Origin of the sequence: Streptomyces sp. NPDC090442 (assembly GCF_044769405.1) — a bacterium.
Classification (GTDB): Bacteria; Actinomycetota; Actinomycetes; order Streptomycetales; family Streptomycetaceae; genus Streptomyces.
On the sequence record NZ_JBIVXW010000029.1, the window covers coordinates 91286 to 118243 of the forward strand.

The following is a 26958-nucleotide window of genomic DNA, read 5'->3' on the forward strand; positions in this document are numbered from 1 at the left end:
CGATTCCTCTCATCTCTCGCGTGGCGCGTGGAGCCCGAAAAACGAATCGACGTGATCGAAATCCACCCGGGCGTTCTACGGTGTTCGGTGTGCTCATTGCATCAGCCTCCGGTCTGGATGCCACCAGTCGAATTCGCGCTGAAGGCGTTCAATGATCCGCTTTTTGAGGAGCGCCTCTGTCTTCTCGACGTCGCCGTGTGAGGGCGTGTCTATGGCTCCTTGGGTATTGAACCAGCTTTGCAGCAAGGAGACTTCACGGTTGGCTAGCTGCTCGGCGTTTTGTAGTTTCTCAAGCTTTTGCATGGCGTTGTAAGATACGCCTTCTCGTTTGCGGAATTTAGCCTTCTCCGCGGTGAGGTTCTTTGTAGCTTGGTTCTTCCTTCTGGTCGCCTCTGTGAGTCTTTGCTCGATGGTCTTGCTGCGCTCGGGGTCATTTGATTTCTTCGCCTTGCTGAGTTCATTCCTCTGGCGGTACTCGTTTGTTGTCGCTCGTGTCTTCTCCTCTTCTGCGTCCCGGATGAGTTTGGAGCGGCGTTGCCAGTGAGGGTTCTCTCGAAGGTACCCCGCGTAGAGGGCTGGATCTGGGTTGGTGCGCTGGATGAGTTGGATTTGCTTGGCGATCGCGGAGTTCAGAGATCCGGGTGAGTCAAGGTGGCGATGCCAGGTTGTCGCCGCGCCTGAGGAGCCTCCGGGAAGCATCGTCTGCCTCATGAACGCCCGCACCATCGCCCGGGCCTGATCCCGCCTCCGCGGCATGTTGGGTATCTGGCCGTAGAAGTCCTGATGGAGAACGGAAAGTACCCCTGTGCCAGGGTTCCTGGTTGGCTCGGTGTTGTGGGCAAGATGCCCCAGGAACACCATTTCGAGATTATCTGCGCCGAAGTCGTTTGACCGGCTCCTCTGGATTCCCGCAAGGGTCTGTGCGCTTGGGCCAATTCGTCCGTCGTGCATCAGCCGGTCAAGTGATGCCTCGTAGGTTCCATCTTCGCCGGTGCTCTTACCTCCCGTCCTCTTCTCGACGAACAGATTGGCGGCCCTGGCTCCGAGTTTCTTCGAGGAGATCTCGCCGCCACCAGCCCCCTCGTAGTTGATGATGTTGTGCTGTCCGGGCTGTCCGAGTTCCTGTTCCATCTGTAGACCCGCGGTCATCATGTCGAGGTCAGGGGGCACGCTGTGGCTTGTATTTTTCCCACCGGCCTGTTGGCTGACTCCAGACGCTTGCGACGTCAGCATCTGACGTCGCTGTTGCACGATGTCCTCTTCAACCTGCCGCAGGAACTGGAGGATGGGCTCAGAATCCAGCGTCGCGCCATTGATAACCAACTGCTCCGGGTTGAGTTTGGCGACATCCTGGAATGTGCTCTGCCCCTGGACGCTGAGAGCGGTGAGTCGGTACCACAGTCGCATCCCTGCGAGAGCAGTGGTGTGTACTCTTCGTCCGGCCCCTCGGGTGAGTAGGGCTTTTACCTTCGGCCGGATACGGGCCACGATCTTCGCCAGCCGCGCGTCCTTCGAATCCTTCTTTTTCTCGTCCTCCTTCTTCTTGTCTTTCTTTTCGTCCTTTTCCTTGCCGGGCTTCTTGTCGTTGGGCTTGTCGTGGTGCGGCTTGTGGGGCCCCTTCTCGTCCGGGTGGTGCTTGGGGTTCTTCGGGTCGTGTTCGGGGTGTTTTTCGTTGGGCGTGTGGGGGCGGTTGGGTTCCTTGTCGTCCTTGGGCTTGGGCTTTGAAGTGGGGGGTTCCTCGGGCTTGTTGGGGTCGTGGGGGTCTTGCTTGGGTTTGGTGCCGGGCCTGTCGTCCTCCTTGGGTTTGGTGTGGGGGGTTTCGTCGTCCTTGGGCTTGGGGCTCGGCTTTTCGTTGTCCCTGGGCTGGGTGGGGGTGTCTTCCTTGGGCTTGGGTTTGGGCTTCGGTTCGGGCTTGGGCTTGGCGGGTGGGGTGGGGCGGGTGTCGGGCTTTTCGTTGGGGGACTTGGGGTTGCCGTTCTTGTCGTGGGGGGTGGGAGTGGTGGGCTTCTTGGGGTCTTCGTTGGGGGACCTGGGCTTGTGGGGGGTTGGCTTTTCCGGGGCCTCGGTGGGCTTGTGGGTGGGGTCGGCTGTGGTGGGGCGGTCGCCGGGCTTGGTGACGTTTGGGCGCTCGGCAGGTTTCGGGTCGTGGGGCTCGTTGGTCCTCGGGCGGGTTGCCGGGGCACCGGGTGTGCGGGGGGCGGGTTCCCTGGACGGTTCGTGGGAGCGGGGGGCGCGGCCGCCGGAGCCCTCGCCGGCGGCGCCCCTCGGGCGGTCGCGGCCCCCGCGTCCGAAGACGCCCTTGCCCAGGCGGGCCGCTACGCCCTTGAGGCGTTGGCCGACCTTGGCGACGTATTTGCCAATGCCGTTCAGGAGCCACTGGTAGAGGACTTCGAGGAGCGCCACCACACCGGAGGCCACGGCCTTGGCGAAGAGGATGCCGGCGCCGCCCGTGCGGACCGCCTTCAGCCAGGCGAGGACCATGGACAGCGCCCGCAGGATCGCGCTCAGCGCGCCCCAGGCCGTACGGATGGCGTCGATCACGCCCATCACCCAGCCCGCGCCCGGGATCAGCTTGGCCACGACCTTGGTCATGACCAGTTCGCCGATGATGAGGGGGAGTTGGGGGAGGACGGCGTTCCAGGTCTCCTGGACGATGTCGTCGAGTTTGAAGCCGCCGTTGAGGAGCTTTTCGAGGATGGCCTTGGGGACGCCGAGGATCTCCTGGATCTTGTCCTTGAACCACTGTTTGACGGCGGCCGAGATCTCGGCGAAGAGGTGGTTCTTGGCGCCGTCCACGGCGGAGTTCTTGGCGCCGCTGAGCCAACCGCCCGGGTCGGAGAGGAAGTCGACCGCGATCAGCATCCATTCGCCGAGCGCGCTGAGCAGCTTCGAGGCGAAGTCCAGGACCGCCTTGATGGCCGCCTTGACCTGCTTGACGGCCTCTTCGAGGACCTGCTTGAGGATGTTGAGGATGCCGCTGAGGAGTTTGCCGATGGCATCGAGAAGGTCGTTGAGCGCCTTCTTCAACATCGCCGAGAGCTTGTTGACCAGGGCGATAGCGGCCGAGATGAGATCGGCGACCAACTTGCGGATGCGTAGCGCGAGTTCGATGACCGCGCGGACCATGGCCTTCGCGAACTCGATGAGATCGTTGATCAGGGTCTTGATGGCGTCCGCGATGTACTGGCGCGCCTCGTTGATCCAGCGCTCGACCGTCTCCTTGAAGTGCTTGATGAAACCGACGACGGCCTCGCGGGCCCGTTTGATGATGTCGACGATCGCGTTCTTGATCTCGATGACTTTTTGCTTGATCCAGTCGAACGCCTTGCTGAGCCAGTTGCCCGACTCGTTGACGCTGTCGTCGCGCTTCTTGTTCGCGTCGTTCTCGGCCTGGGTGTTCTTGTCCTGGATCTTCTTGTCGCCGTCGTCCTTCTCCTTGGTGGAGTCCTTGTCGGTCTTCTCCTCCTTGTCCTTGACGTCCTTGCGGACCTTGTCGTGCCGGTCGGACTTCTTGTCGCCGAGCTTCTTGAGCTCCTGGTCCTGCTCCTTGCGCCAGTCGGCGCGGTGGTCGGTGACCTCGGACATCGCCTTCTGGCGCTCGTCCGCCTGGCTCTTGGTGTTGCCCTGGATCTCGGCGTCGACCTGCTTCTTGTGCTTCTCCTGGGAGTCGCGGAAGTCCTGGTCCTTCTGCTGCCGGCCCTTGGACATGTTCTTCTGGCCGTCGCCGAACGCGGCCTGGAACTGCGGGCCCCGATCGTGCTCCGCCACCTCGGAGGCCGCCTCGGGCGGCACCGCCCCGGTGTTCGCCGCGCCCGGCTGGGCGGCGCCCCCGCCGCCCTGCGGGCCGGGCACCTTGGCGGCCATCCGCTCCTTGGGCGCGTTCGGGTAGACCTGGTTCTCGCCCATCGGCCGGCCCGCGTCGTCCCGGCCCGTGGCGACGGTGGACTGCCCCTTGGAGTCGACGGCGCCGCTCTGCTCGTCGGCCTTCGCGCCGGCGGCGCCCTGCATCTGCACGCCCGGCGCGTTGCCCGCCTGGGCCTTCTTGAGTGCCTCGTCCTTCGTCGGCAGCCCGGCGAACTTGGCGGCCAACTCCTGCTTGTCCACCTTGAAGCCGAGCTTCTCCGCCACCCACCCGATGCCGAAGCCCAGGGCCATCTTGAACGTCTGCCAGCCGCCCGGCTCCTCGGCCTTCTCCGCCTCGATCTGCCCCTCGGGCTCCTTGGCGCCGGTGACCTCGGCCTTGTCCGCCTCGGGCGCCTCGCTCTGCTGTGCCGGGCTCTGGTCGTACTGGGCCGGGGCGTCGGCCTTCGGCCTCCCCTGGAGGGTCTGCGGCGCGCCCGCCGGTCGCTGCATCGAGGGTGGCGCCGCGGCCAGTGCCTTGTGCTCGTCACCGACCGTGCGGTCCACCGCACCGCCTACTCCGCCCATCGCCTCAAATGCCTTGTGGGGCTTGAGCTTCGACGCGGTCGCCAGGCCGGCCTCGGGCGAGACGTTCGAGAGGTTCGGCGTCGGCCCGGAGTCCTTCGTGGCCTTCTTGACGGGCACGGCCGCGCTGCCGCCGCCCCCTCCGCCGCCGCCCGCGCCCTTGGGGGCCGGCGCCGGCCGGGCGGCCACGGCGGGGGACGCCTGCCCGGCCTTGGGGCTCGCGGCCTGGGGACCCTCGGCGTCGGCGCTGGCCGTCTTGGAGTTCGCCGCCGCGGGGCTCTCCACCTTGGCGGCCGGCTCCGCACCGCCCTTCCCGCCGCTCGGAGAACCCTGCTCCGCCGGCTTCTCCGTACGGGACGCCGCGCCCCCGCCGCCCGCGGGTTCGCGCTGCGCCCCGGCCGTCGCGTCGGCGCTCGCCCCGCCGGAGGTGTCCGCGTTGGACCCGCCGGAGACATGGCTGTCCCGCCCCGGCGCGGACGACCGGGCGCCGCCCGACGGCTCGTTGGTGCCCGTGGGTGCCGCGGCGGACGCGCCCGCCGGCGGTGCGGACGTGCCCGACGGTGACGCCTCCGCCTTCTTCCGCTCCCCGCCACCGGCGGACGGGGACGGTGTCGCCCCGCCCTCCGCGGACTTGGCGCCCGCCGCCTGCGGGGAGCCCTGCTCCTGCCCGGCCCCCGACCGGTCGCCCGCGGCCGGCGTGCCCTGCTCCTCCTTGGCCGCCTGCTCCTTGGCCTGGCCGCCGCCCTCCGGCCCGCCCGGCGCCTGCTCCACGGACACCTGCGCGGCAACGGGACCGGCCTTCGGATCGGCGCCCTGCTGCGGATCCTTCGACGCGGTGCCCGGAGTCGTCCGGGCCCCGGCGGCCCGCTCCGGCGCGAGCGTCTCCCCGCCGGTCCCCGCCCCGTCCGGGCGGTCGGCCCCGGCGGACGGCTCCGCCCCGGCCGGCGCCTCGTCGACGTCCTCCTCGGGTCCGGCCTCCGCCGCCGCGTCCTCGGCGTCCTCCGCGTCCCGCTCCGCCTGCACCTTGTCGGCCCTGGTCACCGGCGGGGCCGGGAACGACGGGGCGGCCGGGGTGGCGGACGAGGACGGGTCCAGCTTGTCCGCGGTCGGGACGGCCGCCACGTCGAGGTCCTGGGCGGGCAGGAAGTCGTCCGGGTGCAGCGTGATGTCCCAGGCGCTCGGCTCGCCGCCGCCCACGTCCACCTCGGACTCGCTGCCCGCCCCGAACGGATCCTCGTCGACCTTCTCCGGCGGCCCTTCGAGATCCTGGGTGCGCACGCCGTCCAACGTGCTCACGGTGCCCGGCTGTTGGGCATCGCGCTGCGCGGCCGACGGGGTGCCCGAGGGCTTCTCCTGTCCCCGCCTGTCCGCCGGGTTCAGCTGCTTCCCCGCCACCTGCGCGTCGACCGCGCCCGGGCGGTTCTTGGCCGCGGACTCCTCCTTGCTGGCCACCGGGGTGCCGGCGCTCTCGGTGGCCTCCTTGCCGTCGGCCCCGGCGCCCTTCTGCCCGCCCTTGTCGCCGGCCTGTTGGCCGCTGTCGCGGGTGCCGGCGGGCGACCCGTCGCCGGCGGAGGCCCCTTTGTCGGACGTCCCGTCGGCGGAGGAACCCGGGTTGGCGGACGACCGGCCGCCGCCGGTCGCTCCGTCGGCGGAGGACTTCGCGTCGGCGGACGCGGACCCCGGCGCCTGTGATGTCGACGAAGGCCCGGGCGCGCCGCCCTGCTGCTCGGGCTGCCCGCCCCGCCCCGCGTTCCCGTCCGCCGCCACGGGCCCGCCCGGCTCCGCCCCGCCCTGCGGAGTGGTCCCGTCCGCCCGGTCCCCGCCGTTTTGCGGGGTGCTCCCCGCCGCGCCCGCCGGCTGGTGCCCGTCCTTCTCCGGCCCCGGCGCCAGCCCCGGCTTCTGCGCCCGCTCCCGTTGCTCCGCAGCCTCCCGCTGCCTGTGCTCGCGGGCGGACCGCAGCTCCTCGGCGGGGTCGGTCTCGATTGCCGGCGCATCGAGCGAACTGGGCTCCAGGTCCTCGTCGTGCTCGATCTCCTCGACGAGGTCGAGCAGCCGCTCGCGCTCCGTGCTGAGCATCCGGCGCTCCAGCCGGTCCACCACCGCGTCCTGCAACTCGGCCGGGAGCGCGGCGAGTTGCATCCGGGCGCGCTTGGACCGATCCTCCGGATCCCCCCGCAGCGACCGCAGTACCCCGCCGGTCAGTCGGTCCACCAGGGTTGCCGGGTCGAGGAGTTCCCGGCGGCGGCGGTCGGCGTCGACGGTGGCGTAGCGGAGCCAGCCCGGTGTGGCGCGGCCCGGTTCGACCTCCGGCGCCGTCGCGTCCTCGCGCACGGTGCCGAGCATGGCGGCCCGGACGGATTCCTGGGCCGCGGACTCCGCCTCGCGCTCGATGGTCTCCTGGGGGAGGCTGACCGCGCCCAGGTCGCGGCCGGCCCGCAGGGCGCCCAGGCCGTCCGGGTTCTGCACGGTGTGCAACAGCTCGTGGGCGAGCAGGCGTTGGCCGTCGGCGGTGCCCGGCCGGTAGGCGCCCTCGCCGAAGAAGATGTCCTGGCCGACGGCGAAGGCGTCGGCGCCCATCAGCTCGGCGAGCCGCCCGGCGTCCCGCCCGGAGTGTAGGCGGACCCGGCCGAAGTCGTGCCCGAGCTGCTCCTCCAACTCCCTTCGGACGCCCGGGTCGAGGGGGTGGCCGGCGCCGCTGACGATGTTCTTCGGCTCGGGCGCCGCGGACCTGGCGGACCGCTCCCTGCGCCGGCGGCGCCGCTCCTCGCGCGCCGACCGGGCGTCCTGCGAAGCGGACCGGGACGCGCCGCTCATCGCGCCGCCCCCCGTCCCGCCAGGCCCGCGTGCACCGCGCGGGCCAGCGCCTCGCCCAGCCGTACCGGGTGGGTGGTGGCCGGCAGCGGCGGCAGACCGCCGAGGGCGTCCAGCGCCCGGCCGTCGTCGTCCGCCGCCAGCGGGACGCCGCGCTCCCGTAGGAGCCGGGTCAACTCGGCCCGGAACGCGGCCGATACCCGCTCCGGATCGACGGTGCGGGCGTCGAAGCCGTCGAGGACCAGCTCCCCGATGTCGATCCGGAAGGTGTCGGTGGGGGAGGGGGGCTCCGACGGCGCCAGTGGCCGCGACGGCCGTGGTGACTGCGGGGCGGCGGATCCCCGCGCCCCGTCGCGACCGTCCCCGGCGCCGGCGCCGGCCTCGTGGTTCACACCCATCCGTGGACCTCCGACGGTGTCAGGGAGCGTTCCAGCTTCAGGTACTCGGTGCGGGCCGCGGCCAGCATGTGCCGCATCTGGAGGTGGTCGCCCTCCTCGGCGGCGAGGAAGGCGCCGGAGAGGGCGATGTTGCGGATCGAGCCGCCGGCGACGGTGAGTTGGGCCAGCAGCGCCGGGTCGATGCCCTTCGTCGGCGCCCGGGCGGGCAGCGCCCGGCGCCAGATCTCGGCCCGTTCGCGCTCGGTGGGGAAGGGGAAGTCGACGACGAAGCGGATGCGGCGCAGGAAGGCCGAGTCCAGGGCCTTCTTCATGTTGGTGGTCAGCACGGCCAGGCCGCGGTACGCCTCCATGCGCATCAGCAGATAGCTGACCTCCAGGTTGGCGTAGCGGTCGTGGCTGTCCTTGACCTCGCTGCGCTTGCCGAACAGCGCGTCGGCCTCGTCGAAGAGCAGCAGCGCCCCGCCGCGCTCGGCGGCGTCGAAGACCCGGCTGAGGTTCTTCTCGGTCTCGCCGATGTACTTGCTGACGACCTGGGAGAGGTCGATCAGGAAGAGGTCCAGGCCCAGTTCCTTGGCCATCACCTCGGCGGCCAGCGTCTTGCCGGTGCCGGAACCGCCCGCGAAGAGCGCGGTCACGCCGAGGCCGCTGCGCAGCGCCCCCGCGAAGCCCCAGTCGTGGTAGACGGTCGCGCGCTGCCGCACATGCGCGACGACCTCCTGGAGGATGCGCAACTGGCGGTCGGCGAGGACCAGATCGTCCCAGCCGGCCCGCGGTTCGATGCGGCGGCCCAGCTCGTCCAGGCCCATCCGCGCCTCGGCGAGCCCGGCCCGCCAGGCGAGTTCGGCGGCGCCCGGCCCGTCGGGGGCCGGCAGGTCGCGACGGACGGAGGCGGCGGCCGAGCGGACGATGTGCGGAGGGAGCTGGAACTGGGCGACCAGGGCGGCGAGATGACGGTCCGTGATCTCGGGGACGTCGGCGAACGCGGCGCCCCACAGCCCCAGTTGCTCCTCGTCGGAGAGGTGGGGGACGGTGACGCGCTGGCCGCGCGGATGGCCGGTCCGCCGCGGGTCCTGGCCCGAGACGACCAGCGGGACGGCGGCTCCGGCGATGAACGCGTCCGCGGCGGCGTGCTGTTCGCGGTCCAGCTCGCCGACCTCGATCAGGAGCGCGGCCGGCAGCAGGATCGCCTCCCGCTGCCAGAGCCGGGCCAGGAGGTCCCGCTCGGCGGGGGCGGTCGGGACGTCCTCGGCGGACATCGCGTACAGGCCGAGGCCGCTGCGGCGGGCCGCGGTCGCCGCGATGTCGGCGCGGGTGCGCAGATCGCCGCCGACCAGCTCGACGCGTAACGGGGCGTCGGGCCCGGGGCCCGCCCACCCGGCCGCCACCCGGTCGGCGGCCCGCTCGTACGCGGGCGGCAGGGTCTCCGGCGCCGCGGTGCGCCGCAGTTGGCCGTGCAGCCGGGCGTCCAGGTACGGCGCGCCGGCGAGGAAGTGCAGGACGCGTTCGTCCAGGCGCAGCCGGCTGGTGGTCAGCCGCGTCTCGTCCGCCAGCTCGATCAGCCGCCAGCGGCGCAACGGGGCGACCGGGGTGAGGGCGCTCCAGTGGGGCGCGTCGAGCGCCGCCAGGGCGAGCGAGAACGTGGGGTGCGGGCGGGCCGGGTCGCCGCAGGCGGCGGCGCAGCGGGCGCCGGTGGTCGGGTCCACCTCGGCGGCCGCGGCGAGCAGGACGACCTCCCGCTCGAAGGGGGTGAGCCCGAAGCAGTCGGCGAGGGTGTCGAGGGCGCGGAGGGAGGGGGCGTCGTGGTGGCCCGCGCGCTCGCTCCCCCTCCCGCCGGCTTCGACCGGTCCGTCGCCCGGGGCGCGGGCGGCATGCGCGTCCAGGCGCGCCAACACCGCCCGGACGGCGGCCGCCAGCGCCGCGCCCTCCGCCTCGGGGCCCGACGCCTCCGGAGCCCGCCCGCCGTCTGCCATGTCCTTCTCCGCCCCCGTCCCCCGCACCGCGCCTCAGCCCTCGCCGTCGTCGCCGCGCGACGGATCGTCGGCGCGGCGCGGACCGTCCGCTCCCGCCGCCCGGTCGCGGGTCGCCTTACGGGCCCGCGGCCGCGAACGCGCTCCCGAACTCCCCTCCACGGCAGTGGACTTACGGGGTGCCGGCTTCTTCGCCGCCTTCTTCGCGACCGGCTTCGCCGCGCCCGGGGTCGAGGCGCCCGGGGTCGCGTCCGCCGTCGGCGCCTCCGCCGGCCCCGTCTCCGGCTCGTCCAACGGGACCTCCGGCGGTACCTCCGGCACCACCCGCACCTCCGGCCTGCGCACCGGCCGGGCCGGCACCGGCCTCTGGTGGCCGTCCAGCAGCACCAGCGACGCCTGGTAGGCCACCGACAGTGCGTAGGGGGTGTTGTTGAGCATTCCCCAGAGCTTGGAGGTCTCGTCCACGTCCATCTGGGTCGGCGTGAAGCGGACCTTCTGCAGCGACTCGGCGAGGTCGCTGCCCGCCAGGTACGGGCGTTGGGTCGCCTCCTCGATCAACTCCCGTGGCAGTACCGGGATTTCGTGCAGCGTCCGCACCACGCTGCCGATCAGCCGCTGGCCGACCAGCTCCTGCTCCTCGCCGTACGCGCTGATCAGGAAGTGCAGGTCGATCGCGGCGGCGGGGCGCTTGAGCAGGGTGCCGTCGGAGGCCCGGGTGACCAGGTCGCAGTTGCGCATCGAGGGGTTGTGGGTGACCTGGTAGAGGAAGACGGTGAGGGTCGGGTCGGTCGGGGGATCGGCCGGCGGCTTGCGGGTCTCCACCGAGACGGCCATGTCGATCTCGGGGTGCAGGTTGTGCTCGATCAGCAGCGCAAGGGCCTGGGTGACCGTCGCGAGGGCGAGTGCGTTGCTCATGTGGACCGTCCCCCTGAAGTCCGTTGCTGGGATGCCAGATAGTCACCGAGGCTCAGCGCGGGCGCGCGCCGCTCGGGGCGGGCCGGGCGGCCGCCCGCCGCGGGACGTTCGGCGCCGGCGGCGCGGACCTCCAGCCGGCCGATCTGCACGTGCACCACCCGCTCGGCGGGACCGCGCGCCGCGCGCCGCCCGGCCGGGGCCTGGCCGCGGGGCGGCACGGGGCGGCGGGGCGCCGGCACGGCGTCGGTGCGCGGGCGGAGCGCGCCGGTGAGTGCGCCGGCGTCGCTCGGGACGCGCGCGGGGTCCCCGGTCCGGCCCGCCGCGGTGTCCTCCGGACCGGCCGCGCCCGCCCGCCCCCGCGCCCGCCCGCCCTCGCCGGCGGCCCGGGCCCCGGGCGCGACCGCCGCCGCGGGACGCAGCAGGGGCGCGGGACCGGGGCGGGCGGCGGCGGGCCCGCGGTCGGCCTCCGGCGCCGCCTCGGTGCGGAGCACCGTCTCCCGCTCGGCCCGGGTACGGATCTCCGTCCGCCGCTCGGCGCGCGGGAGTTGACCGGCGTACGGGGCCGGGGCGGGCCATCCGGCCGCCCGCGGGAACGAGGGCCCGTCGTCGGCCGGTTCGCCGTCGGCCGGGCCGGGCAGCGCCGTCACCCGCTCGAACGGGCCGGGCAGCCGCGGCCGGACGAGCGTCGGCCGGCCCGGCCCGGCGGCCACCGGCGGGCCGAACGGATCGTCCGGCGGCGCCGGTGCCGCGGGGGCGTACCGGGCCAGCAGCCGGCCGAGGTAGTCGCCGGACGCGGCGGGCGGCGGCTCGGGCATCTCAGGCATCCGCGCACAGCTCCAGGTAGTAGCGGCGCCGCAGCGGGCTGAGCGCCAGGATCTCGGGCTCGCTCCAGCCGTAGGCCGAGGCGAGCAGGTGGACGTCGAGGAGCAGGTCCCGGGCCCAGGCGTCCAGCTCGGTCCACAGGTACCCGGCGATGTCCAGTTCCGCCGGGGTGGTCGCACCGCACTCCGGGCAGGCGATGCGGAACGTCAACTCCGCGCCGGCGTCGGCCGCTTCGGCGGCCTCGGCGAAGCGCTTGAGCACCGGATCGGGCAGGTGGGCGAGCTCCTCGGCGGTGGCCTCCCGGCCGGCCCGGTGGGCGGCGAGGGCGCAGCGGGCCGCGAGCAGCCGCCGGGCGTGGGTGTCGTCCGACGGCCGGGCGGCGGCCACGGCCGCGAGGTCGCCGGGGGCGGGCAGCCGGAACCGCACCACCCAGGCACCCTCCGCCACCCGCAGCCCGCCCTCGGGCGGCCGCGGGCGGGCGGCCGCCAACTCCCCGGCGTCCAGCTCGAACTCCATCGCCGCACCGCACCCCGTCGCCGCGCAGTCGAGCGTGACCTCCAGCCGGTCGCCGAACAGCGCCCGGCGCAGCGCGAAGAGGTCGGCCGCCCGCTCCCCGAGCGGTGCCGACAGCAGGGCGTCGGGTGGCTCGCCGGGGCGGGCCGCCCGGTGCAGCAACAGGGCCCGGCCGGCCGCCCGTTCGGCCAGCCCGGCCTCCCAGGTGGCCAGCAGTTCCGCCGGCCCGGTGACCGCCATCGGCTACCTCGCCACCACCTCGTCGCCGCTCAGGCCGGGTGGGTGAACGAGGGCTCCTGCGGTTCGGGGACCTCGTAGTCGCGTTCCCAGCCCTCGCATTCGAGCTTCAGGCTCTGGATGGCCACCGCGTTGGCGTTGGCGTCCAGCTCGCCCAGGACCTGGTACTCGCTCGGCCAGGACCGGTAGATCTTGTGCGAGACGGCGACCTGGCCGGCCTCGTTGAGGACCTGGATGACGAGGTCCTTGCGGAAGTCGGCGAGCGACACCTCCGAGCCGAGGCCGGCGCCGACCTGCCAGACCTTGTTGGCCCAGCGGTCGAACTCCGGGTCGTGGGTGACCCCGCGCTCCAGGGTGATGCCCTCGAACTCCGAGCGCCCCGGGGACTTCCGCGGCGAGCTGGGGTCGCCGCCGTTGCGGTGCTTGACGACCTCGGTGGTGCGCTTGAGCGGACTGATCTTGCTGACCCCCGCGACCGTACGACCGTCCCACAGGACCAGGAACTTGAAGTTCTTGTACGGGTCGAAGCGATGGGCGTTGATCTTGAACTCAGCCATCGGATTCCTTCACGTCGGATTCCTGCACGTCGTTCCTGCGCGTCGGCGTCGTGGCGCGGACCGGCTGCCGACACCGTCCGCCCGCCGCGCCCCGGCGCCCGCGTCGTAGGGCTAGAGGTCGAACTGCCCGGCCAGCTGCTGGATCGTGACGATCACGAACTCGGCCGGTTTGACGGGCGCGATGCCGACCACGACGTTCACGATCCCGTTCTCGACGTCCGCCTCGGTCGTGGTGTCCTTGTCGCACTTGACGAAGTACGCCTGCCGCGGGGTGCCGCCCTTGAAGGCGCCCTTCTCGAAGAGGGAGTGCAGGAACGCCGACGCGTTGAGCCGGATCTGCTGCCAGAGCTGCTCGTTGTTGGGCTCGAAGACCACCCACTGCAGACCGCGCAGCAGGCTCTCCTCCACGTGCAGCGCCAGCCGCCGCACCGGGACGTACTTCCACTCGCTGTCCAGCGCGTCCGAGCCGGTGAGCGTGCGGGCGCCCCAGACCAGCGGGCCGGCCATCGGGAAGGTCCGCAGGCAGTTGATGCCGAGCGGGTTGAGCAGCCCGTTCTCGCGGTCGGTGAGCTTGACGGTCAGCCCGTGCACGCCGGCCAGCCGCGCCCCGGTGCCCGCCGGCGCCTTCCACACCCCGCGCTCGCCGTCGGTGCGGGCGATCACGCCGGCCAGGGCGCCGGACGGCGGGAAGGAGCGCAGCCGGCCGGTGAGCGGGTCGGTCAGTCGGAGGTGCGGGAAGTACAGGGCGGAGTGGTCGTCGCGGACCGCGTCGAAGGCGCCGATCCCGGCCCGGGCGGCGTCCACCCCGGCCCAGGTCGCGGGCGCGTCCACCAGCAGGAACATCCGCCGCTCCCGACACAGCCGTTGGGCCGCCGAGAGCACCGTGGTCATGTCGTCGACGGACGCGTACGACGCCAGCTCCGGCAGCGCCAGCAGATTCACGTCCGGGAGGTCGCGCAGCGCCTGGAGACCGCTCTTGCGGGCCTCGCTGCCGATGAGGTCGCGCGGCCCGGGCGGGTCGCCGTCCGCGCCGCCGCACAGCGCGAAGACCGGCGGGTTGACCGACGCCTCCAGCCCGAGGTCGTTGGCGCACTCGCCGACGAAGCGGACCACGTCACCGGGGTCGGTGGAGCCGGCCACCACCTGGATGCGGCGTCCGAAGGGGATGACCCGGGTGCCGGCGAAGGCGTGCCGGCCGGGGGCGTCCGGCAGCGACCGCAGCTTGTGCTCCAGCAGCAGCGCCAGTTCGGTGACGTCGCACGGCGGTTCGCCGTCGCAGTCCGGGTCGAAGAGCGTGAACTCCCGCTCCACCTCGCCGATCTTCACCGTCAAGTCGACGGCCAGATCGGGGAGTTCGTGGTGGAACGGCTTGGAGACGGTGCCGGACGGGTCCGGGCGGCCCTCGCCCACCGCCGCCACCCGGATCAGCGCCGAGCCGGAGGTGACCGCGGTCTCCACGAAGCGGCCGTCGCCGGGGTCCATGGACAGGCCGGAGAAGGACTCCCGGGCCGTGCCGTGCGCGTCGAGGACCTGGAGGTTGAAGGTCTCCTCCGGGCAGGGGGTGTCGTGGTCGACCGCCACCCGCAGGCCGTCGCCCCAGACGCCGGGCTCCTTGGCGTACACCTCCAGGACCGGGCACTGGCTGCGGCCCTCGGTGGACTCCAGGGTGACGCGGGCCTCCTCGCCGGTGCCGGCCTTGGCGACCCGGACGATCACCGCGACGGCACCGCCGTTGCCGAAGAACTGGTGGACGGCGTAGCCGACCGGGCTGCGCGAGGTCAGCCCGCCGAAGCGGCGCTCGAAATCGGCGAAGCTGGTGATCCGGACCGGCTGGTTGAGCGGACCGCGCCGGGTGTGGCCCACGAACGCGGTCACCGACGTCGTCACGGTGGTGATGCTGCGGATGCTGCTGGGAAGCTCTTCGACATAGACGCCGGGATAGGTCGTATGTGTCGGCATTCCCCCTCCAATCCCTTCAGGCACCGAGTGTGAGGACACCAAGGAATCGAGAAGGGGGGAGGGACGGCGGGTGCGGCGGGGGCCACGACCGCGTACCGCGCCGATCGTGGTCGGACATCCCCCGCTACCCATCAAGTTCCCCCGTCTACATCCGGTGCGAGGCGGCCCGCGATCAGCGGCGCGCCCCGCACGGGACCAAGCCCGAAGCGCGCGACTCCGGCCTGTGACTCCTGATGCGTAAGTGCTCAACGCAGTTTCTTTCAGGGGGAGTTGAAGGGGCAAGGAGCTTTCCGGACACCCCCTGCGGAGGTCCCGTGCGGGAGCGTCGCACACTCTTCAAGAACGGTTCGCCGCACCCCCGCAACCGGAACCCGCTCACGCGGACAGAGGCGGCCGCGAGAGGGTCCGCCCGCCGCGTCCGGGCCGGCACGCGAACGACGCGCGGCCGCGGAGTGCACGGTGGACGACGGCGGGGTGACCCACGGGCCCGGACGGCCCTGCGAAATGACTGCGGTGGCCCGCGCCGCTCCTGCGGAAAAGGGGTCGCGGAGCGACTTGGCCGAAAGATCTGTGACCGTAATCACCGCCGGAGTGTGATCTGCGATTTAGGGACGCATGTCCTGCGGCGATACGCTGCGAGACGGACATGCCGCGTATCCGGCCACCGTGCATACGCCTCCCCTGTGACAGCGCCGTCACGTTGCCCTTCGCGGCACGCCCATCGCAGACGAACGAACCGCGATCACTACGGCGATTCTGAGAAGACAAGGGACGGACGCGCGTGGACCTGTTCGAGTACCAGGCGAGGGACCTCTTCGCCAAGCACGGTGTACCGGTGCTGGCCGGTGAAGTCATCGACACGCCTGAGGCGGCGCGCGCGGCGACTGAGCGCCTTGGCGGCAAGTCCGTCGTCAAGGCGCAGGTGAAGGTCGGCGGCCGCGGCAAGGCCGGCGGCGTGAAGCTGGCCGCGACCCCGGACGAGGCCGTTGCCCGCGCGACGGACATCCTCGGCATGGACATCAAGGGCCACACGGTCCACAAGGTGATGATCGCCGAGACGGCTCCGGAGATCGCCGAGGAGTACTACGTCTCCTACCTCCTGGACCGCACCAACCGCACCTTCCTGGCCATGGCCTCCGTCGAGGGCGGCATGGACATCGAAGAGGTCGCGGCCACCAAGCCCGAGGCCCTGGCGAAGGTTCCGGTCGACGCCAACGAGGGCGTGACCAAGGAGAAGGCCCAGGAGATCGTCGCCCAGGCGAAGTTCCCGGCCGAGGTCGCCGACCAGGTCGCCGACGTCCTGGTCACCCTGTGGCAGACCTTCGTCAAGGAGGACGCCCTCCTCGTCGAGGTCAACCCGCTGGCCAAGGTCGCCTCCGGTGACGTCCTCGCCCTCGACGGCAAGGTCTCCCTGGACGCCAACGCCGAGTTCCGTCAGCCGGAGCACGAGGCCCTGGAGGACAAGGCGGCGGCCAACCCGCTGGAGGCCGCGGCCAAGGCCAAGGGTCTGAACTACGTCAAGCTGGACGGCCAGGTCGGCATCATCGGCAACGGCGCGGGTCTCGTCATGAGCACCCTGGACGTCGTCGCCTACGCCGGTGAGAACCACGGCGGCGTCAAGCCCGCCAACTTCCTCGACATCGGCGGCGGCGCCTCCGCCGAGGTCATGGCGAACGGCCTGGAGATCATCCTCGGCGACCCGGACGTGAAGTCCGTGTTCGTCAACGTCTTCGGCGGCATCACCGCCTGCGACGAGGTCGCCAACGGCATCGTGCAGGCCCTGGAGCTCCTCAAGTCCAAGGGCGAGAACGTCTCCAAGCCGCTGGTCGTCCGCCTCGACGGCAACAACGCGGAGCTGGGTCGCAAGATCCTCTCGGACGCCAACCACCCGCTGGTGCAGCGCGTGGACACCATGGACGGCGCGGCCGACAAGGCCGCCGAGCTGGCCGCCGCCAAGTAAGGGACGAGGACTCCAACAACCATGGCTATCTTCCTCAACAAGGACAGCAAGGTCATCGTCCAGGGGATGACCGGCGCCACCGGTATGAAGCACACCAAGCTGATGCTCGGTGACGGCACCAACATCGTCGGCGGCGTGAACCCGCGCAAGGCCGGCACCAGTGTCGACTTCGACGGCACCGAGGTCCCGGTCTTCGGCTCCGTCAAGGAGGCGATGGAGAAGACGGGCGCCAACGTCTCCGTCCTCTTCGTGCCGCCGGCCTTCGCCAAGGCCGCCGTCGTCGAGGCCATCGACGCCGAGATCCCGCTGGCCGTCGTCATCACCGAGGGCATCGCGGTGCACGACTCCGCCGCCTTCTGGGCGTACGCCAAGACCAAGGGCAACAAGACCCGGATCATCGGCCCGAACTGCCCCGGCCTGATCACCCCCGGCCAGTCCAACGCCGGCATCATCCCGGGCGACATCACCAAGCCGGGCCGCATCGGCCTGGTGTCGAAGTCCGGCACGCTGACCTACCAGATGATGTACGAGCTGCGGGACATCGGCTTCTCGTCGGCCGTCGGCATCGGTGGCGACCCGGTCATCGGCACCACCCACATCGACGCCCTGGAGGCGTTCGAGGCCGACCCCGACACCGACCTGATCGTGATGATCGGTGAGATCGGCGGCGACGCCGAGGAGCGGGCCGCCGACTTCATCAAGGCGAACGTCACCAAGCCGGTCGTCGGCTACGTGGCGGGCTTCACCGCGCCCGAGGGCAAGACGATGGGCCACGCCGGCGCCATCGTGTCCGGCTCGTCCGGCACCGCCCAGGCGAAGAAGGAGGCCCTGGAGGCCGCGGGCGTGAAGGTCGGCAAGACCCCGTCCGAGACCGCGCTGCTGGCCCGCGAGATCCTGGGCGGCTGATCGCGCCTGCCGCCACCGGGCCCGCCCCCGCGCTTCTCGCCGAGCCGCCGCGCGGGCCCGTCCAACGGCGGCACCGCATGACGGCCGTGGGCCCGCGCCCCGAAGAGGGGTGCGGGCCCACGGCCGTTCGCGCGCGGTGAACCGGGGCCGGGCTCACCGGAGATCGGGGGCGAGCCGGGCGCGCTTGTGATGCCACTTGTGGTGGTGCTTGTGGTGGTGTTTGTGGTGCCGTTGGTGGGTCCGCTTACGGGCCTGCCGGGGGGCCTGCCCGTGGGCCTGTGGGAACGCCGCGGCCGAGTGCCCGGAGGGCGCCGCCATCGCCGGCCGTGGTGGTCGGTAGCCGTCCGGTGCGGTGAGCGACACCGCCAGCGCCGTCGCCGCCAGCAGTCCGGCGGCCCCGAACCCCGCCCGGGTGGTCAGCCGGGCGCCCCGCTCCGCACCGGCCCGGACCTCCCGCGCGGCCGGCGGCGCCACCGGGCGGGCCGCCGCCAGCGCGGCCAACCGGGCGTGCAGCACCGCCCCCTGCCGATCCGGCGGCAGCCCCCGCAGCCCCAACTCCGGCACCTCCTCGGCCAGGCACTCCCGGGCGTGCGTCAACCGCCCGGTCGTCGCCGCCGTGCTGGCCTCCACCTCCACCGCGGTCGCGTGCAGCCCCAGCCCGACCCCGTCGTGCAGCAGCAGCGCGCGGCGGTACGGGGCGGGCAGCGCCAACACGGCCGCCAGCAGCGCCCGGTCCGCCGGTGCGGCCGGCGGCGGTGCGGGCGTCCCGGGCCCCGGTCGCTCGGCGGGCCGCCACCGGGCGAACGGTCCCCGCCACGGTGCCAACGCCCAGTCGTACGCGGCCGCCCGCACCCACCCCGGCGGATCGGGGTCCGCCGCCACCTCCGGCCACCGCTGCCAGGCCATCCGGAACGCCCGGGCGACCGCCCGCCGCGCCAGCCGGGCCCGCCCGGTGAGCAGCACCACCTGCCGGACCAACGGCCCGGCGTGCGCCGCGTACAGCGCGTCGAACGCGGCCGATGGACCGTCAAGTTCCTTGCCTTCATGCTCATTTGATGGCTCGTCGGAGATCCGGCCGGACGGTCTGCGGTGGTGCTCGCTCATACCGGAAGTCTTCAAACGCCGGGTGGGCAGCGCGCGCGACACGGCGGACGAATGCCCGTTACGTGGCGGAAAGGGGTGTTATTGGCAGCATGGCCGTGTGAGCCAATTGACCGAACGCGGCACCACGTTGTCCTCGCACGGCCGGGCCGCCGCGCAGCGCTCCGCCGCGATCGGCACCGCCGTCGTCAGCGGGGTGACCGCCGCCGGCCTCGGCCTCGGCGCGCTCGCGGTCGCCGTCCTGCTGCTCTGGGTCGCCTCCCCGTACCCGGACAGCGGCCCGTCCCGGGCGCTGCACCTGGCCGCCGGGCTCTGGTTCATGGCGCACGGCGGGGGCCTGGTCCGCGAGGCGACCGCGACCGGCGCCCCGGCGCCGGTCGGCCTGACCCCGCTGCTGCTCGCCGCGCTCCCGGTCTGGCTGCTGCACCGCGCCGCCCGCGACACCCTGGCCGCGGCCGCCGACCCCCGCCCCGCGGCGCCGGGCCCGACGGTCGCCCCGCGCACCCTGCTCGGCGCCCTCCTGGCCGGCTATCTGCTCGTCGCCGCCGGTGCGTTGCTCTACGCCTCCACCGGCCGGCTGCCCGCCGCGCCGCTGTCCGCGCTGCTCGCCGTCCCGGGCACCGCGGTCGCCACCCTCGCCGCCACCGCCTGGCACGCCCTGGGGCCGGACGCCGTCGCGCTGCTGCCGGCCCGCGTCCCGCGCGCCCTCGGCGGCCTGCCGGCCGGGCTGCGCGCCGCGTTCCCCGGCCCCCGGCTCGCCATCGCGGGCCGGGCGGCGGCCGCCGCCACCCTCGGCCTGCTCGCCGCCGGCGTGCTGCTCACCCTGTGCGGGCTGGCCCTGCACGCCGGCCGGGTCGGCACCGAACTGGCCCGGCTCGCCCCGGACTGGGCCGGCCGCTGCACGGTGCTGCTGCTCTGCCTCGTCCTGCTCCCCAACGCGGCCGTGTGGGGCGCCGCTTACGGCCTGGGACCCGGCTTCGCGGTCGGCGCCGGCAGCGCGGTGGGGCCGCTCGGCAGCTCGCCGCGCCCCCGGCTGCCGCACCTCCCGCTGCTCGACGGCCTGCCGGAACCCGGGCCGGGGTCCTGGCCGGTGGGCGTGCTGGCGCTGCTGGTGCCGGCGGCCGCGGTGCTGCTGCTGGCGCGTCACGCGGTCGGGGACGGTCACCGGTCGTGGCGGTGGACCGCCGGGACGACGGCGGTGGCGGCGGGCCTGTGCGGGGCGGTGACGGCGGTGCTCGCCGGGCTGGCCGGCGGCGCGCTCGGCCGGGACACGCTCGACGACTTCGGCCCGCTCTGGTGGCTCACCGGTCTGGCGGCGGCGGGGTGGACGGCGCTGGCCGGGGTGCCGGCGGCGCTGGCGCTGCGGGCCTGGCGGCGGCGGGCCGCGGCGCGGGGGCGAGCTCCCGGCCGCCGCGGGCTGCCCGGCCTGCCGTTCCGCCGCGGCCGGGCCGGCTGACGGCGCGCGCCACGGAGCGCCGGCCCGAGGGGAGCGGCCGGGCCCCAACGGGCCCGGCCCGCCACCCCGTTACGGCTGCTGCTGGCTGAGCAGCGGGCGCAGCCCCGGCGGCAGGAGGTTCTCGCAGGACTTGCTCGCCGCCTGGGTCAACGCGTCGTTCACGCAGGTGAAGTAGGAGCGGTAGACGATCTGCACGGTGAACGTCGCGGCCACCATCATCAGCGCCAGCGAGGCCGCCACCAGGCCGCCGATCGCGGCGGAGGTCTGCGGCCGGACGCCCGGACCGGGGGCGCCGCCCGGCCGGCCCGGCGCCGTCGCGGTGCTGCCACCGGCCGCGCCGCCCTCCGGGGTCGCGTCGGTCGACTTCTTCGCGGCGGGCTTGCCGCGCAGCGCGCTGATGCCCCAGTAGAGGGCGAGCGCGCCCAACAGCAGGGCGACCTCCGGCAGGCTGAACAGCACGAAGAAGAACGCCCACATGCCGGCCAGCAGGGCGTAGCGGGCCCGCCGTTGCGAGGGGTCGGTGGGGTCCCAGCGCAGCCCGCCGGGGCCACTGCCGCCCGGTCCGCCGGGCCCGCCCTGGCCGCCCTGACCGCCGCCCCGGCCCGGCCGGGTGCCGAAGTCGCCGCCCTGCCGGCCCGGTTGGCGGCTGCTCCACTGGCTGCCCCAGGCGGGCGGTTGGTCCTGCGGGCGTCGCTCCTCGCCGTCGTCGCCCTTGCCGTTGTCGTTGCCGTCGTCGGCCCGGGCCTGTTCGACGGCGGGGTGGCGCGGGCGCCACTCCTGGTCGGGGGCGCCGGCCGGCGGCGGCGCGAAGGGGTTGTCGCCCCGGCCGGCGGACGCGGACGGGCCCGGGGCGCCGGAGCCCGGCGAATCCGGGGCGGACGACGACATGCGCTCGCGCGGCAGGAGGACCACTCCGGGGGCGGTGGTGGGCTGGGGGTACCACCCAGCGGTGGCTGGGGGAGGGAGGAGAGCCGCGCGGCGGCGTCGGTCCGGCATCTGGAGTGAGTCTTCCCCTTGTCGTGGGCGTCCGTCCGGCGGGTCGGTCGGGCGGGCGGTCACCATGAACTGCATGCGTTCTCCCGCCCGACGCTACCTGGCGTGCTCGCCCCCGTCCCGTGGGGGCCGCGCGGTGTGCCGGTATCGTTGCTGACGGTCGGCGCGTTCGTAGGGTTCCCCGTATCCGCGAAACCCCTCGTTTTGTGCGACCGCACAAACCCGCACGCAAGCAGCACCCAGACCCGCAAGCCCCGGCGAGAAAGACCGCATCGTGGCCCCCTCCTCCCTTCCCGCCCGCTCCGCCCCCGCCCGGATCGTGGTCCTCGTCTCCGGCTCCGGCACCAACCTCCAGGCGCTGCTCGACGCCATCGCCGAGCAGGGCGCCGGCGCGTACGGCGCGCAGGTCGTGGCGGTGGGCGCCGACCGCGCCGGGATCGCCGGCCTGGAGCGCGCCGAGCGGGCCGGACTGCCGACGTTCGTCTGCCGGGTCAAGGACCACCCGGACCGCGCGGCCTGGGACGCGGCGCTGACCGAGGCGACCGCCGCGCACGCCCCCGACCTGGTGGTCTCCGCCGGCTTCATGAAGATCCTCGGCAAGGAGTTCCTGGCCCGCTTCGGCGGCCGGACGGTCAACACCCACCCGGCGCTGCTGCCCAGCTTTCCCGGTGCCCACGGCGTCCGCGACGCGCTCGCGTACGGCGCGAAGGTCACCGGCTGCACCGTCCACTTCGTCGACGACGGCGTCGACACCGGCCCGATCATCGCCCAGGGCGTGGTCGAGGTCCGGGAGGAGGACGACGAATCCGCGCTGCATGAGCGCATCAAGGAAGTCGAGCGATCGCTGCTCGTCGAGGTCGTGGGGCGCCTGGCCCGGCACGGCTACCGCATAGAGGGACGAAAGGTACGTATCTCGTGACCGCCACCGAAGGTACGCGGCGCCCCATCCGGCGCGCGCTGGTCAGCGTCTACGACAAGTCCGGCCTGGAGGAGCTGGCCCAGGGGCTGCACGCGGCCGGCGTCCAGCTCGTCTCGACCGGCTCGACGGCCGCGAAGATCGCCGCCGCCGGGGTGCCGGTCACCAAGGTCGAGGAGCTCACCGGCTTCCCGGAGTGCCTCGACGGCCGGGTCAAGACCCTGCACCCCAAGGTGCACGCCGGCATCCTCGCCGACCTGCGCCTTGAGGACCACCAGCGGCAGTTGGCCGACCTCGGTGTCGAGCCGTTCGACCTGGTGGTCGTCAACCTCTACCCGTTCCGGGAGACCGTCGCCTCCGGCGCCACCCCCGACGAGTGCGTCGAGCAGATCGACATCGGTGGCCCCTCGATGGTCCGCGCCGCCGCCAAGAACCACCCCTCGGTCGCCGTGGTCACCAGCCCCGAGCGGTACGCCGACGTGCTCGCCGCGGCCAACGGCGGCGGCTTCGACCTGGCGACCCGCAAGCGGCTGGCCGCCGAGGCGTTCCAGCACACCGCCGCCTACGACGTCGCCGTCGCCACCTGGATGACCAACGTCCACGCCCCGGCCGAGGACGGCGCCGCGCTGCCCGAGTTCCTCGGCGAGACCTGGGAGCGCCGCAGCACCCTGCGCTACGGCGAGAACCCGCACCAGGCCGCGGCCCTCTACGTCGACGGCCAGCCGGGCGGCATCGCCAACGCCGAGCAACTGCACGGCAAGGAGATGTCCTTCAACAACTACGTGGACACCGAGGCCGCCCGCCGTGCCGCCTACGACCACGACGAGCCCTGCGTCGCGATCATCAAGCACGCCAACCCCTGCGGCATCGCGGTCGGCGCGGACGTCGCCGAGGCGCACCGCAAGGCGCACGCCTGCGACCCGCTGTCCGCGTTCGGCGGCGTGATCGCGGTCAACCGCCCGGTCACCGTCGCCCTCGCCGAGCAGGTCGCGGAGATCTTCACCGAGGTCATCGCCGCCCCGGCCTACGAGGACGGCGCGGTCGAGGTCCTGGCCCGCAAGAAGAACATCCGGGTCCTGAAGGTCGAGGGCACCCCGCACCAGCCCGGCGACCTCAAGCTGCTGTCGGGCGGCGCGGTGCTCCAGCACACCGACGTCTTCCAGGCCGAGGGCGACGACCCGGCCAGCTGGACGCTGGCCACCGGAGAGGCGCTGTCCGCGCAGGAGTTGGCCGAGCTCGCCTTCGCCTGGAAGGCGTGCCGTGCGGTGAAGTCCAACGCGATCCTGCTCGCCAAGGACGGCGCCTCGGTGGGCGTCGGCATGGGCCAGGTCAACCGCGTCGACTCCTGCAAGCTCGCCGTGGAGCGCGCCGGCGAGGAGCGGGCCCGCGGCTCCTACGCGGCGTCGGACGCCTTCTTCCCGTTCCCCGACGGCCCGGAGATCCTGATCGCGGCCGGCGTCAAGGCGATCGTCCAGCCCGGCGGTTCGATCCGCGACGAACTCGTCGTCGAGGCCGCCAAGAAGGCCGGCGTGACGATGTACCTCACCGGCACCCGGCACTTCTTCCACTAGGGCCGCCGGACATGCCCGAGGGCCGCACCCCCGACGGGGTGCGGCCCTCGGCCGTGCCGCGCGCGGGTCAGTAACGCGGCCGGTTGAACCAGGCGTTGCCGTCGTCCCGGCTGACGAAGACCACCACCAGGATGCCCAGCACGGTGTGCACCAGACCGACCGGGAAGCTGAGGAAGCTCAGCACGACGGTGCCGACGCCGAAGACGATGGTGCCGACGCGGACGCCCTTGCCGCCGTTGCCGAACTGCGCGGCGAGCGTGATCGCGGCCACCGTGAACGCCACGATGACCACGATCACCGCGATCAGCACGCCCTTGCCGACGTTGAACACCGACATGTCCGTCGTCGCGTAGGGCGAGGTCGACGCCTGGTGCGACGCCTTGCTGATGCCGCCCAGCCCCATCACCGCCAGGACCAGCCCGACGACGTTCAGGGCGGACAGCACGAACAGCAGCACCCGGGCCGCCTTCACGCCGCCCGGCATCACCGTCGGGTACGGCATCTGCGCCGGCTGCATCGGACCGCCCGGGTACGCGCCGTACGGCGCCATGGGCTGCTGCTGCGGCTGCTGCGGCTGCGGGGGCTGCTGGGGGTAGCCGTAGCCGGGCTGCTGGCCGGGCTGCTGGCCGGGCTGCTGGCCCGGGGGCGGGCCGTAGGGGTTGGGGTTGGGATAACTCACGAGCGGTGTCCTTCAGGCGACTTGAGGCGGTATCGACGAGCGCCACGAAGGCCCCCGGTCGCTGCTGCGCGGGGGCCTTCGTGGGCTCTTGCGGGCGTCCGTTCGGCCCGTGAGGGCATTACTTGGGAGCCTGGACGACCACGGTGCTGACGATCTTGTCCGCGAACGTCTGGTTCTTCTCGTCCCACAGCGGCCACAGGTAGCCGATGTAGCAGGGCAGACCGTCGACGATGTGGCAGAGCTTGCGCACGAAGGCCATGCCGAAGCCGATCGGCTGGCCGGTGGCCTCACCGACCACCTTGATGCCCAGGGCCTTCTTGCCCGGGGTCTGGCCGGTGCTGCCTTCCTTGACCAGGATGAAGATGCCGCCGGCCAGGGCGATCAACGCACCGAGCAGGATGAGCAGGATGGCACCGACCGGCGTGCTGCTCGACGACTGCGCGGCGGTGGCCGCGTTGTGGATGCAGTTGAAGTCGCCCGGCGGGCAGCTGGAGTAGTCCGGGATGGACGAGGCGGCCGAACTGGCCGTCATCGCCATGCCGATGGCGTAGAGGATGCCCGGGACGAGCCCGACGATCAGGCCGTCGATGAGGGCCGCACCGACTCGCGCGCCCCAACTCGCGTACCCCGTAGGCATCCCCGGCATCCCCGGCATGCCCTGCATTCCGGGCTGACCGTACGGGTTGGCCGGCTGCTGCGCGTAGCCGTAGCCCGGCTGACCGCCCTGCGGGGGGACCTGGCCCTGCTGCGGGTAGCCGTACTGCGGCTGGCCCTGCGGGGCGCCCTGCTGGGGGTAGCCGTAACCGGGCTGACCGCCCTGCGGGGGGACCGGGGGCTGCTGGCCGTACGGACCCTGCGGGGCCTGCGGCGGCTGCCCGTAAGGGTTGTTCGGGTCACCGAAGCTCATGCTGTTGTTTTCCTCCGTTGAATGCCAGTGGGGGACGACGCGGCGTGACGCGGAGGAAACACAGGTTGATTCATGCGATGCATGGCCCGCCCCCGACGATGCCTGCGGCACTGCGGCGTCAATCCTTCTAGGTGAGGATTCCGTCTGTCCAGTCAAGGCGGTCAGCTTTTGTCCAACCGCAATGATCGTTTCCGGACAACTGCCGCTCGCGCGCCCTGATTGGAACACGGGTGCCTCCATCCGGGAGGATGGGGGTATGACTGCCCAGATTCTGGATGGCAAGGCCACCGCCGCCGCGATCAAGTCCGAGCTCACCGCCCGCGTGGAGGCGCTGAAGGCCAAGGGTGTCACCCCGGGCCTGGGCACCCTGCTGGTCGGCGACGACCCCGGCAGCCGCTGGTACGTCAACGGCAAGCACCGGGACTGCGCCCAGGTGGGCATCGCGTCCATCCAGCGAGAACTGCCCGCGACCGCCACCCAGGAGGAGATCGAGGCGGTCGTCCGGGAGCTCAACGAGAACCCCGACTGCACCGGCTACATCGTCCAACTCCCGCTCCCCAAGGGCATCGACGCCAACCGCGTCCTGGAGCTGATGGACCCGGCCAAGGACGCCGACGGGCTGCACCCGATGAGCCTGGGCCGCCTCGTCCTCGGCATCGACGGCCCGCTGCCCTGCACCCCCTACGGCATCGTCCAACTGCTGCGTCGGCACGACGTCGAGATCAAGGGCGCGCACGTGGTGGTCGTCGGCCGCGGCATCACCATCGGCCGCCCGATGCCGCTGGTGCTCACCCGCAAGTCCGAGAACGCCACGGTCACCCAGTGCCACACCGGCACCCGCGACCTCTCCGCGCACCTGAAGCAGGCCGACATCATCGTCGCCGCGGCCGGCGTGCCGCACATCATCAAGCCCGAGGACGTCAAGCCGGGCGCGGCCGTCCTGGACGTCGGCGTCAGCCGGGACGAGCACGGCAAGATCGTCGGCGATGTGCACCCCGGCGTCGCCGAGGTGGCCGGCTGGGTCGCCCCCAACCCGGGGGGCGTCGGCCCGATGACCCGGGCGCAGCTCCTGGTCAACGTCGTCGAGGCGGCGGAGCGCGCGGCCGCCGACCGCTAGCCGCCGACGGGCCGGCCGGGGCACCGGCCGGCCGGGACGTGCGAGCCTGGAAGGGCCGCCGCCCGCGGCACCGCACCCACACGACGACCTGATCCGCGACACCGACCCGGACACCGGAAGGGGCTGACCGCCAAAGATGGCCGCCGAAGCGCACTCGGAGGGCGCATCCGAGCCGCAGCGCACCTCGCGCCGCTTTCCGCAGCTCACCCGCGACACGGCCCGCCCCGAGGGAGGCGGCCGGGCCGCCTCCGGCGACTACCCGGCGCCGGCCCGGCAGTGGCCGCTGCTCAGCGTGCTGGGCGGGGTCGGCATCGGGCTGCTGCTGGTCGCGCTGGGCGCGTTCCGGATCGGCAGCATCGTGATCGGGCTGTCCCTGATCGGCGGTGCGGTGCTGCGCCGGATGCTGCCGTCGGTGGGGATGCTGGCCGTCCGGTCCCGCTTCACCGACCTGCTCACCTACGGCGGGTTGGGCACCGTGATCGTGATCCTGGCGATGATGGTGCAGCCCAAGCCGTGGATCCACGTCCCGTTCCTGGACGACATCGTCCACTTCACGGTGCGCTAGGTGTATTGCCCTGTGAGGTTGGGGACGCGGCTGGCGGGTGGTTGTCCCTTGAGCGCGGTGTGTCCGCGGTGGTGATTGTAGGTGTGCAGCCAGGCGGGGTAGGCGGCGCGTCTTTCGGCCTCGGTCCGGTAGGGCTGCGCGTAGGCCCATTCGTCCAGGAGGGTGCGGTTGAACCGCTCAACC

General features: G+C 72.8%; 20 protein-coding genes. 7 read left to right on the forward strand and 13 right to left on the reverse strand.

Annotated features, from left to right (window positions below; genetic code table 11):
* Positions 1-93 precede the first annotated feature (93 nt).
* The 8 genes from ACIQU6_RS21395 to ACIQU6_RS21430 all read right to left on the reverse strand — a co-directional run bounded on the left by ACIQU6_RS21395 (position 94) and on the right by ACIQU6_RS21430 (position 14604).
* Complete coding sequence (locus ACIQU6_RS21395; protein WP_403483232.1) at positions 94-7239, reverse strand: DUF4157 domain-containing protein; 7146 nt, start codon at positions 7237-7239, stop codon at positions 94-96.
* Positions 7236-7634 carry a hypothetical protein gene (locus ACIQU6_RS21400; protein WP_403483233.1) on the reverse strand — a complete coding sequence of 133 codons (399 nt, stop codon included), beginning with the start codon at positions 7632-7634 and terminating at the stop codon, positions 7236-7238. The genes ACIQU6_RS21395 and ACIQU6_RS21400 overlap by 4 nt, the downstream gene beginning before the upstream one ends.
* Positions 7625-9604 (reverse strand): ATP-binding protein, encoded by a 1980-nt coding sequence (locus tag ACIQU6_RS21405; RefSeq protein ID WP_403483234.1) that lies wholly within the window; start codon positions 9602-9604, stop codon positions 7625-7627. Before ACIQU6_RS21405 ends, ACIQU6_RS21400 begins: the two co-directional genes overlap by 10 nt.
* Positions 9605-9637: 33 nt before the next feature.
* Positions 9638-10516 carry a DUF4255 domain-containing protein gene (locus tag ACIQU6_RS21410; protein ID WP_403483235.1) on the reverse strand — a complete coding sequence of 293 codons (879 nt, stop codon included), beginning with the start codon at positions 10514-10516 and terminating at the stop codon, positions 9638-9640.
* Positions 10513-11340, reverse strand: coding sequence for a hypothetical protein (locus ACIQU6_RS21415; protein WP_403483236.1), 828 nt, complete (start codon positions 11338-11340; stop codon positions 10513-10515). The genes ACIQU6_RS21410 and ACIQU6_RS21415 overlap by 4 nt, the downstream gene beginning before the upstream one ends.
* Complete coding sequence (locus ACIQU6_RS21420; protein WP_403483237.1) at positions 11333-12091, reverse strand: hypothetical protein; 759 nt, start codon at positions 12089-12091, stop codon at positions 11333-11335. Before ACIQU6_RS21420 ends, ACIQU6_RS21415 begins: the two co-directional genes overlap by 8 nt.
* 29 nt (positions 12092-12120) lie before the next feature.
* Positions 12121-12645, reverse strand: coding sequence for a phage tail protein (locus tag ACIQU6_RS21425; protein ID WP_403483238.1), 525 nt, complete (start codon positions 12643-12645; stop codon positions 12121-12123).
* Positions 12646-12756: 111 nt separating this feature from the next.
* Complete coding sequence (locus ACIQU6_RS21430) at positions 12757-14604, reverse strand: phage tail sheath family protein (protein ID WP_403483239.1); 1848 nt, start codon at positions 14602-14604, stop codon at positions 12757-12759.
* Positions 14605-15385: 781 nt separating this feature from the next.
* Here ACIQU6_RS21430 and sucC point away from each other — a divergent pair.
* Together sucC and sucD are read left to right on the forward strand one after the other, a co-directional pair.
* Entirely contained in the window at positions 15386-16564 is a 1179-nt protein-coding gene (sucC, locus tag ACIQU6_RS21435) for an ADP-forming succinate--CoA ligase subunit beta (protein WP_383417442.1), read from the forward strand.
* Between the two features lie 21 nt (positions 16565-16585).
* Complete coding sequence (gene sucD, locus ACIQU6_RS21440; RefSeq protein WP_403483240.1) at positions 16586-17470, forward strand: succinate--CoA ligase subunit alpha; 885 nt, start codon at positions 16586-16588, stop codon at positions 17468-17470.
* A gap of 153 nt (positions 17471-17623) precedes the next feature.
* Here sucD and ACIQU6_RS21445 read toward each other — a convergent pair whose 3' ends face one another.
* A complete protein-coding gene (locus tag ACIQU6_RS21445) occupies positions 17624-18574 on the reverse strand; it encodes a hypothetical protein (RefSeq protein ID WP_403483241.1) in 951 nt (316 codons plus the stop codon).
* A 97-nt stretch (positions 18575-18671) separates the two neighbouring features.
* On the opposite strand from ACIQU6_RS21445, the gene ACIQU6_RS21450 reads away from it, so the two are divergent.
* Positions 18672-20027: a DUF6350 family protein gene (locus ACIQU6_RS21450; RefSeq protein ID WP_403483242.1), complete on the forward strand. Its 1356-nt coding sequence runs from the start codon at positions 18672-18674 to the stop codon at positions 20025-20027.
* A gap of 69 nt (positions 20028-20096) precedes the next feature.
* Here the strand turns inward: ACIQU6_RS21450 and ACIQU6_RS21455 are convergent, their stop codons facing one another.
* Positions 20097-21023: a hypothetical protein gene (locus ACIQU6_RS21455; protein WP_403483243.1), complete on the reverse strand. Its 927-nt coding sequence runs from the start codon at positions 21021-21023 to the stop codon at positions 20097-20099.
* Between the two features lie 271 nt (positions 21024-21294).
* Between ACIQU6_RS21455 and purN the strand changes: the two genes are divergently transcribed.
* Together purN and purH are read left to right on the forward strand one after the other, a co-directional pair.
* On the forward strand, positions 21295-21939 hold the full coding sequence (gene purN / locus ACIQU6_RS21460; protein WP_403483244.1) for a phosphoribosylglycinamide formyltransferase: 645 nt from the start codon (positions 21295-21297) through the stop codon (positions 21937-21939).
* Positions 21936-23507 (forward strand): bifunctional phosphoribosylaminoimidazolecarboxamide formyltransferase/IMP cyclohydrolase, encoded by a 1572-nt coding sequence (purH, locus tag ACIQU6_RS21465; RefSeq protein ID WP_403483245.1) that lies wholly within the window; start codon positions 21936-21938, stop codon positions 23505-23507. Before purN ends, purH begins: the two co-directional genes overlap by 4 nt.
* Positions 23508-23574: 67 nt before the next feature.
* Here the strand turns inward: purH and ACIQU6_RS21470 are convergent, their stop codons facing one another.
* Both ACIQU6_RS21470 and ACIQU6_RS21475 read right to left on the reverse strand, forming a co-directional pair.
* Positions 23575-24186 (reverse strand): hypothetical protein, encoded by a 612-nt coding sequence (locus ACIQU6_RS21470; protein ID WP_403483246.1) that lies wholly within the window; start codon positions 24184-24186, stop codon positions 23575-23577.
* A gap of 118 nt (positions 24187-24304) precedes the next feature.
* Positions 24305-25093 carry an RDD family protein gene (locus tag ACIQU6_RS21475; RefSeq protein WP_403483247.1) on the reverse strand — a complete coding sequence of 263 codons (789 nt, stop codon included), beginning with the start codon at positions 25091-25093 and terminating at the stop codon, positions 24305-24307.
* 256 nt (positions 25094-25349) lie between these two features.
* On the opposite strand from ACIQU6_RS21475, the gene ACIQU6_RS21480 reads away from it, so the two are divergent.
* Together ACIQU6_RS21480 and ACIQU6_RS21485 are read left to right on the forward strand one after the other, a co-directional pair.
* Positions 25350-26210 (forward strand): bifunctional methylenetetrahydrofolate dehydrogenase/methenyltetrahydrofolate cyclohydrolase, encoded by an 861-nt coding sequence (locus tag ACIQU6_RS21480; protein WP_403483248.1) that lies wholly within the window; start codon positions 25350-25352, stop codon positions 26208-26210.
* Between the two features lie 136 nt (positions 26211-26346).
* Positions 26347-26775, forward strand: a complete 429-nt coding sequence (locus ACIQU6_RS21485; RefSeq protein ID WP_403483249.1) for a DUF3017 domain-containing protein — start codon at positions 26347-26349, stop codon at positions 26773-26775.
* Here the strand turns inward: ACIQU6_RS21485 and ACIQU6_RS21490 are convergent.
* Positions 26772-26958 (reverse strand): integrase core domain-containing protein (locus ACIQU6_RS21490; protein WP_403483250.1); only part of this gene is annotated, 187 nt, incomplete at its 5' end. The two genes, ACIQU6_RS21485 and ACIQU6_RS21490, sit on opposite strands and share 4 nt — an antisense overlap.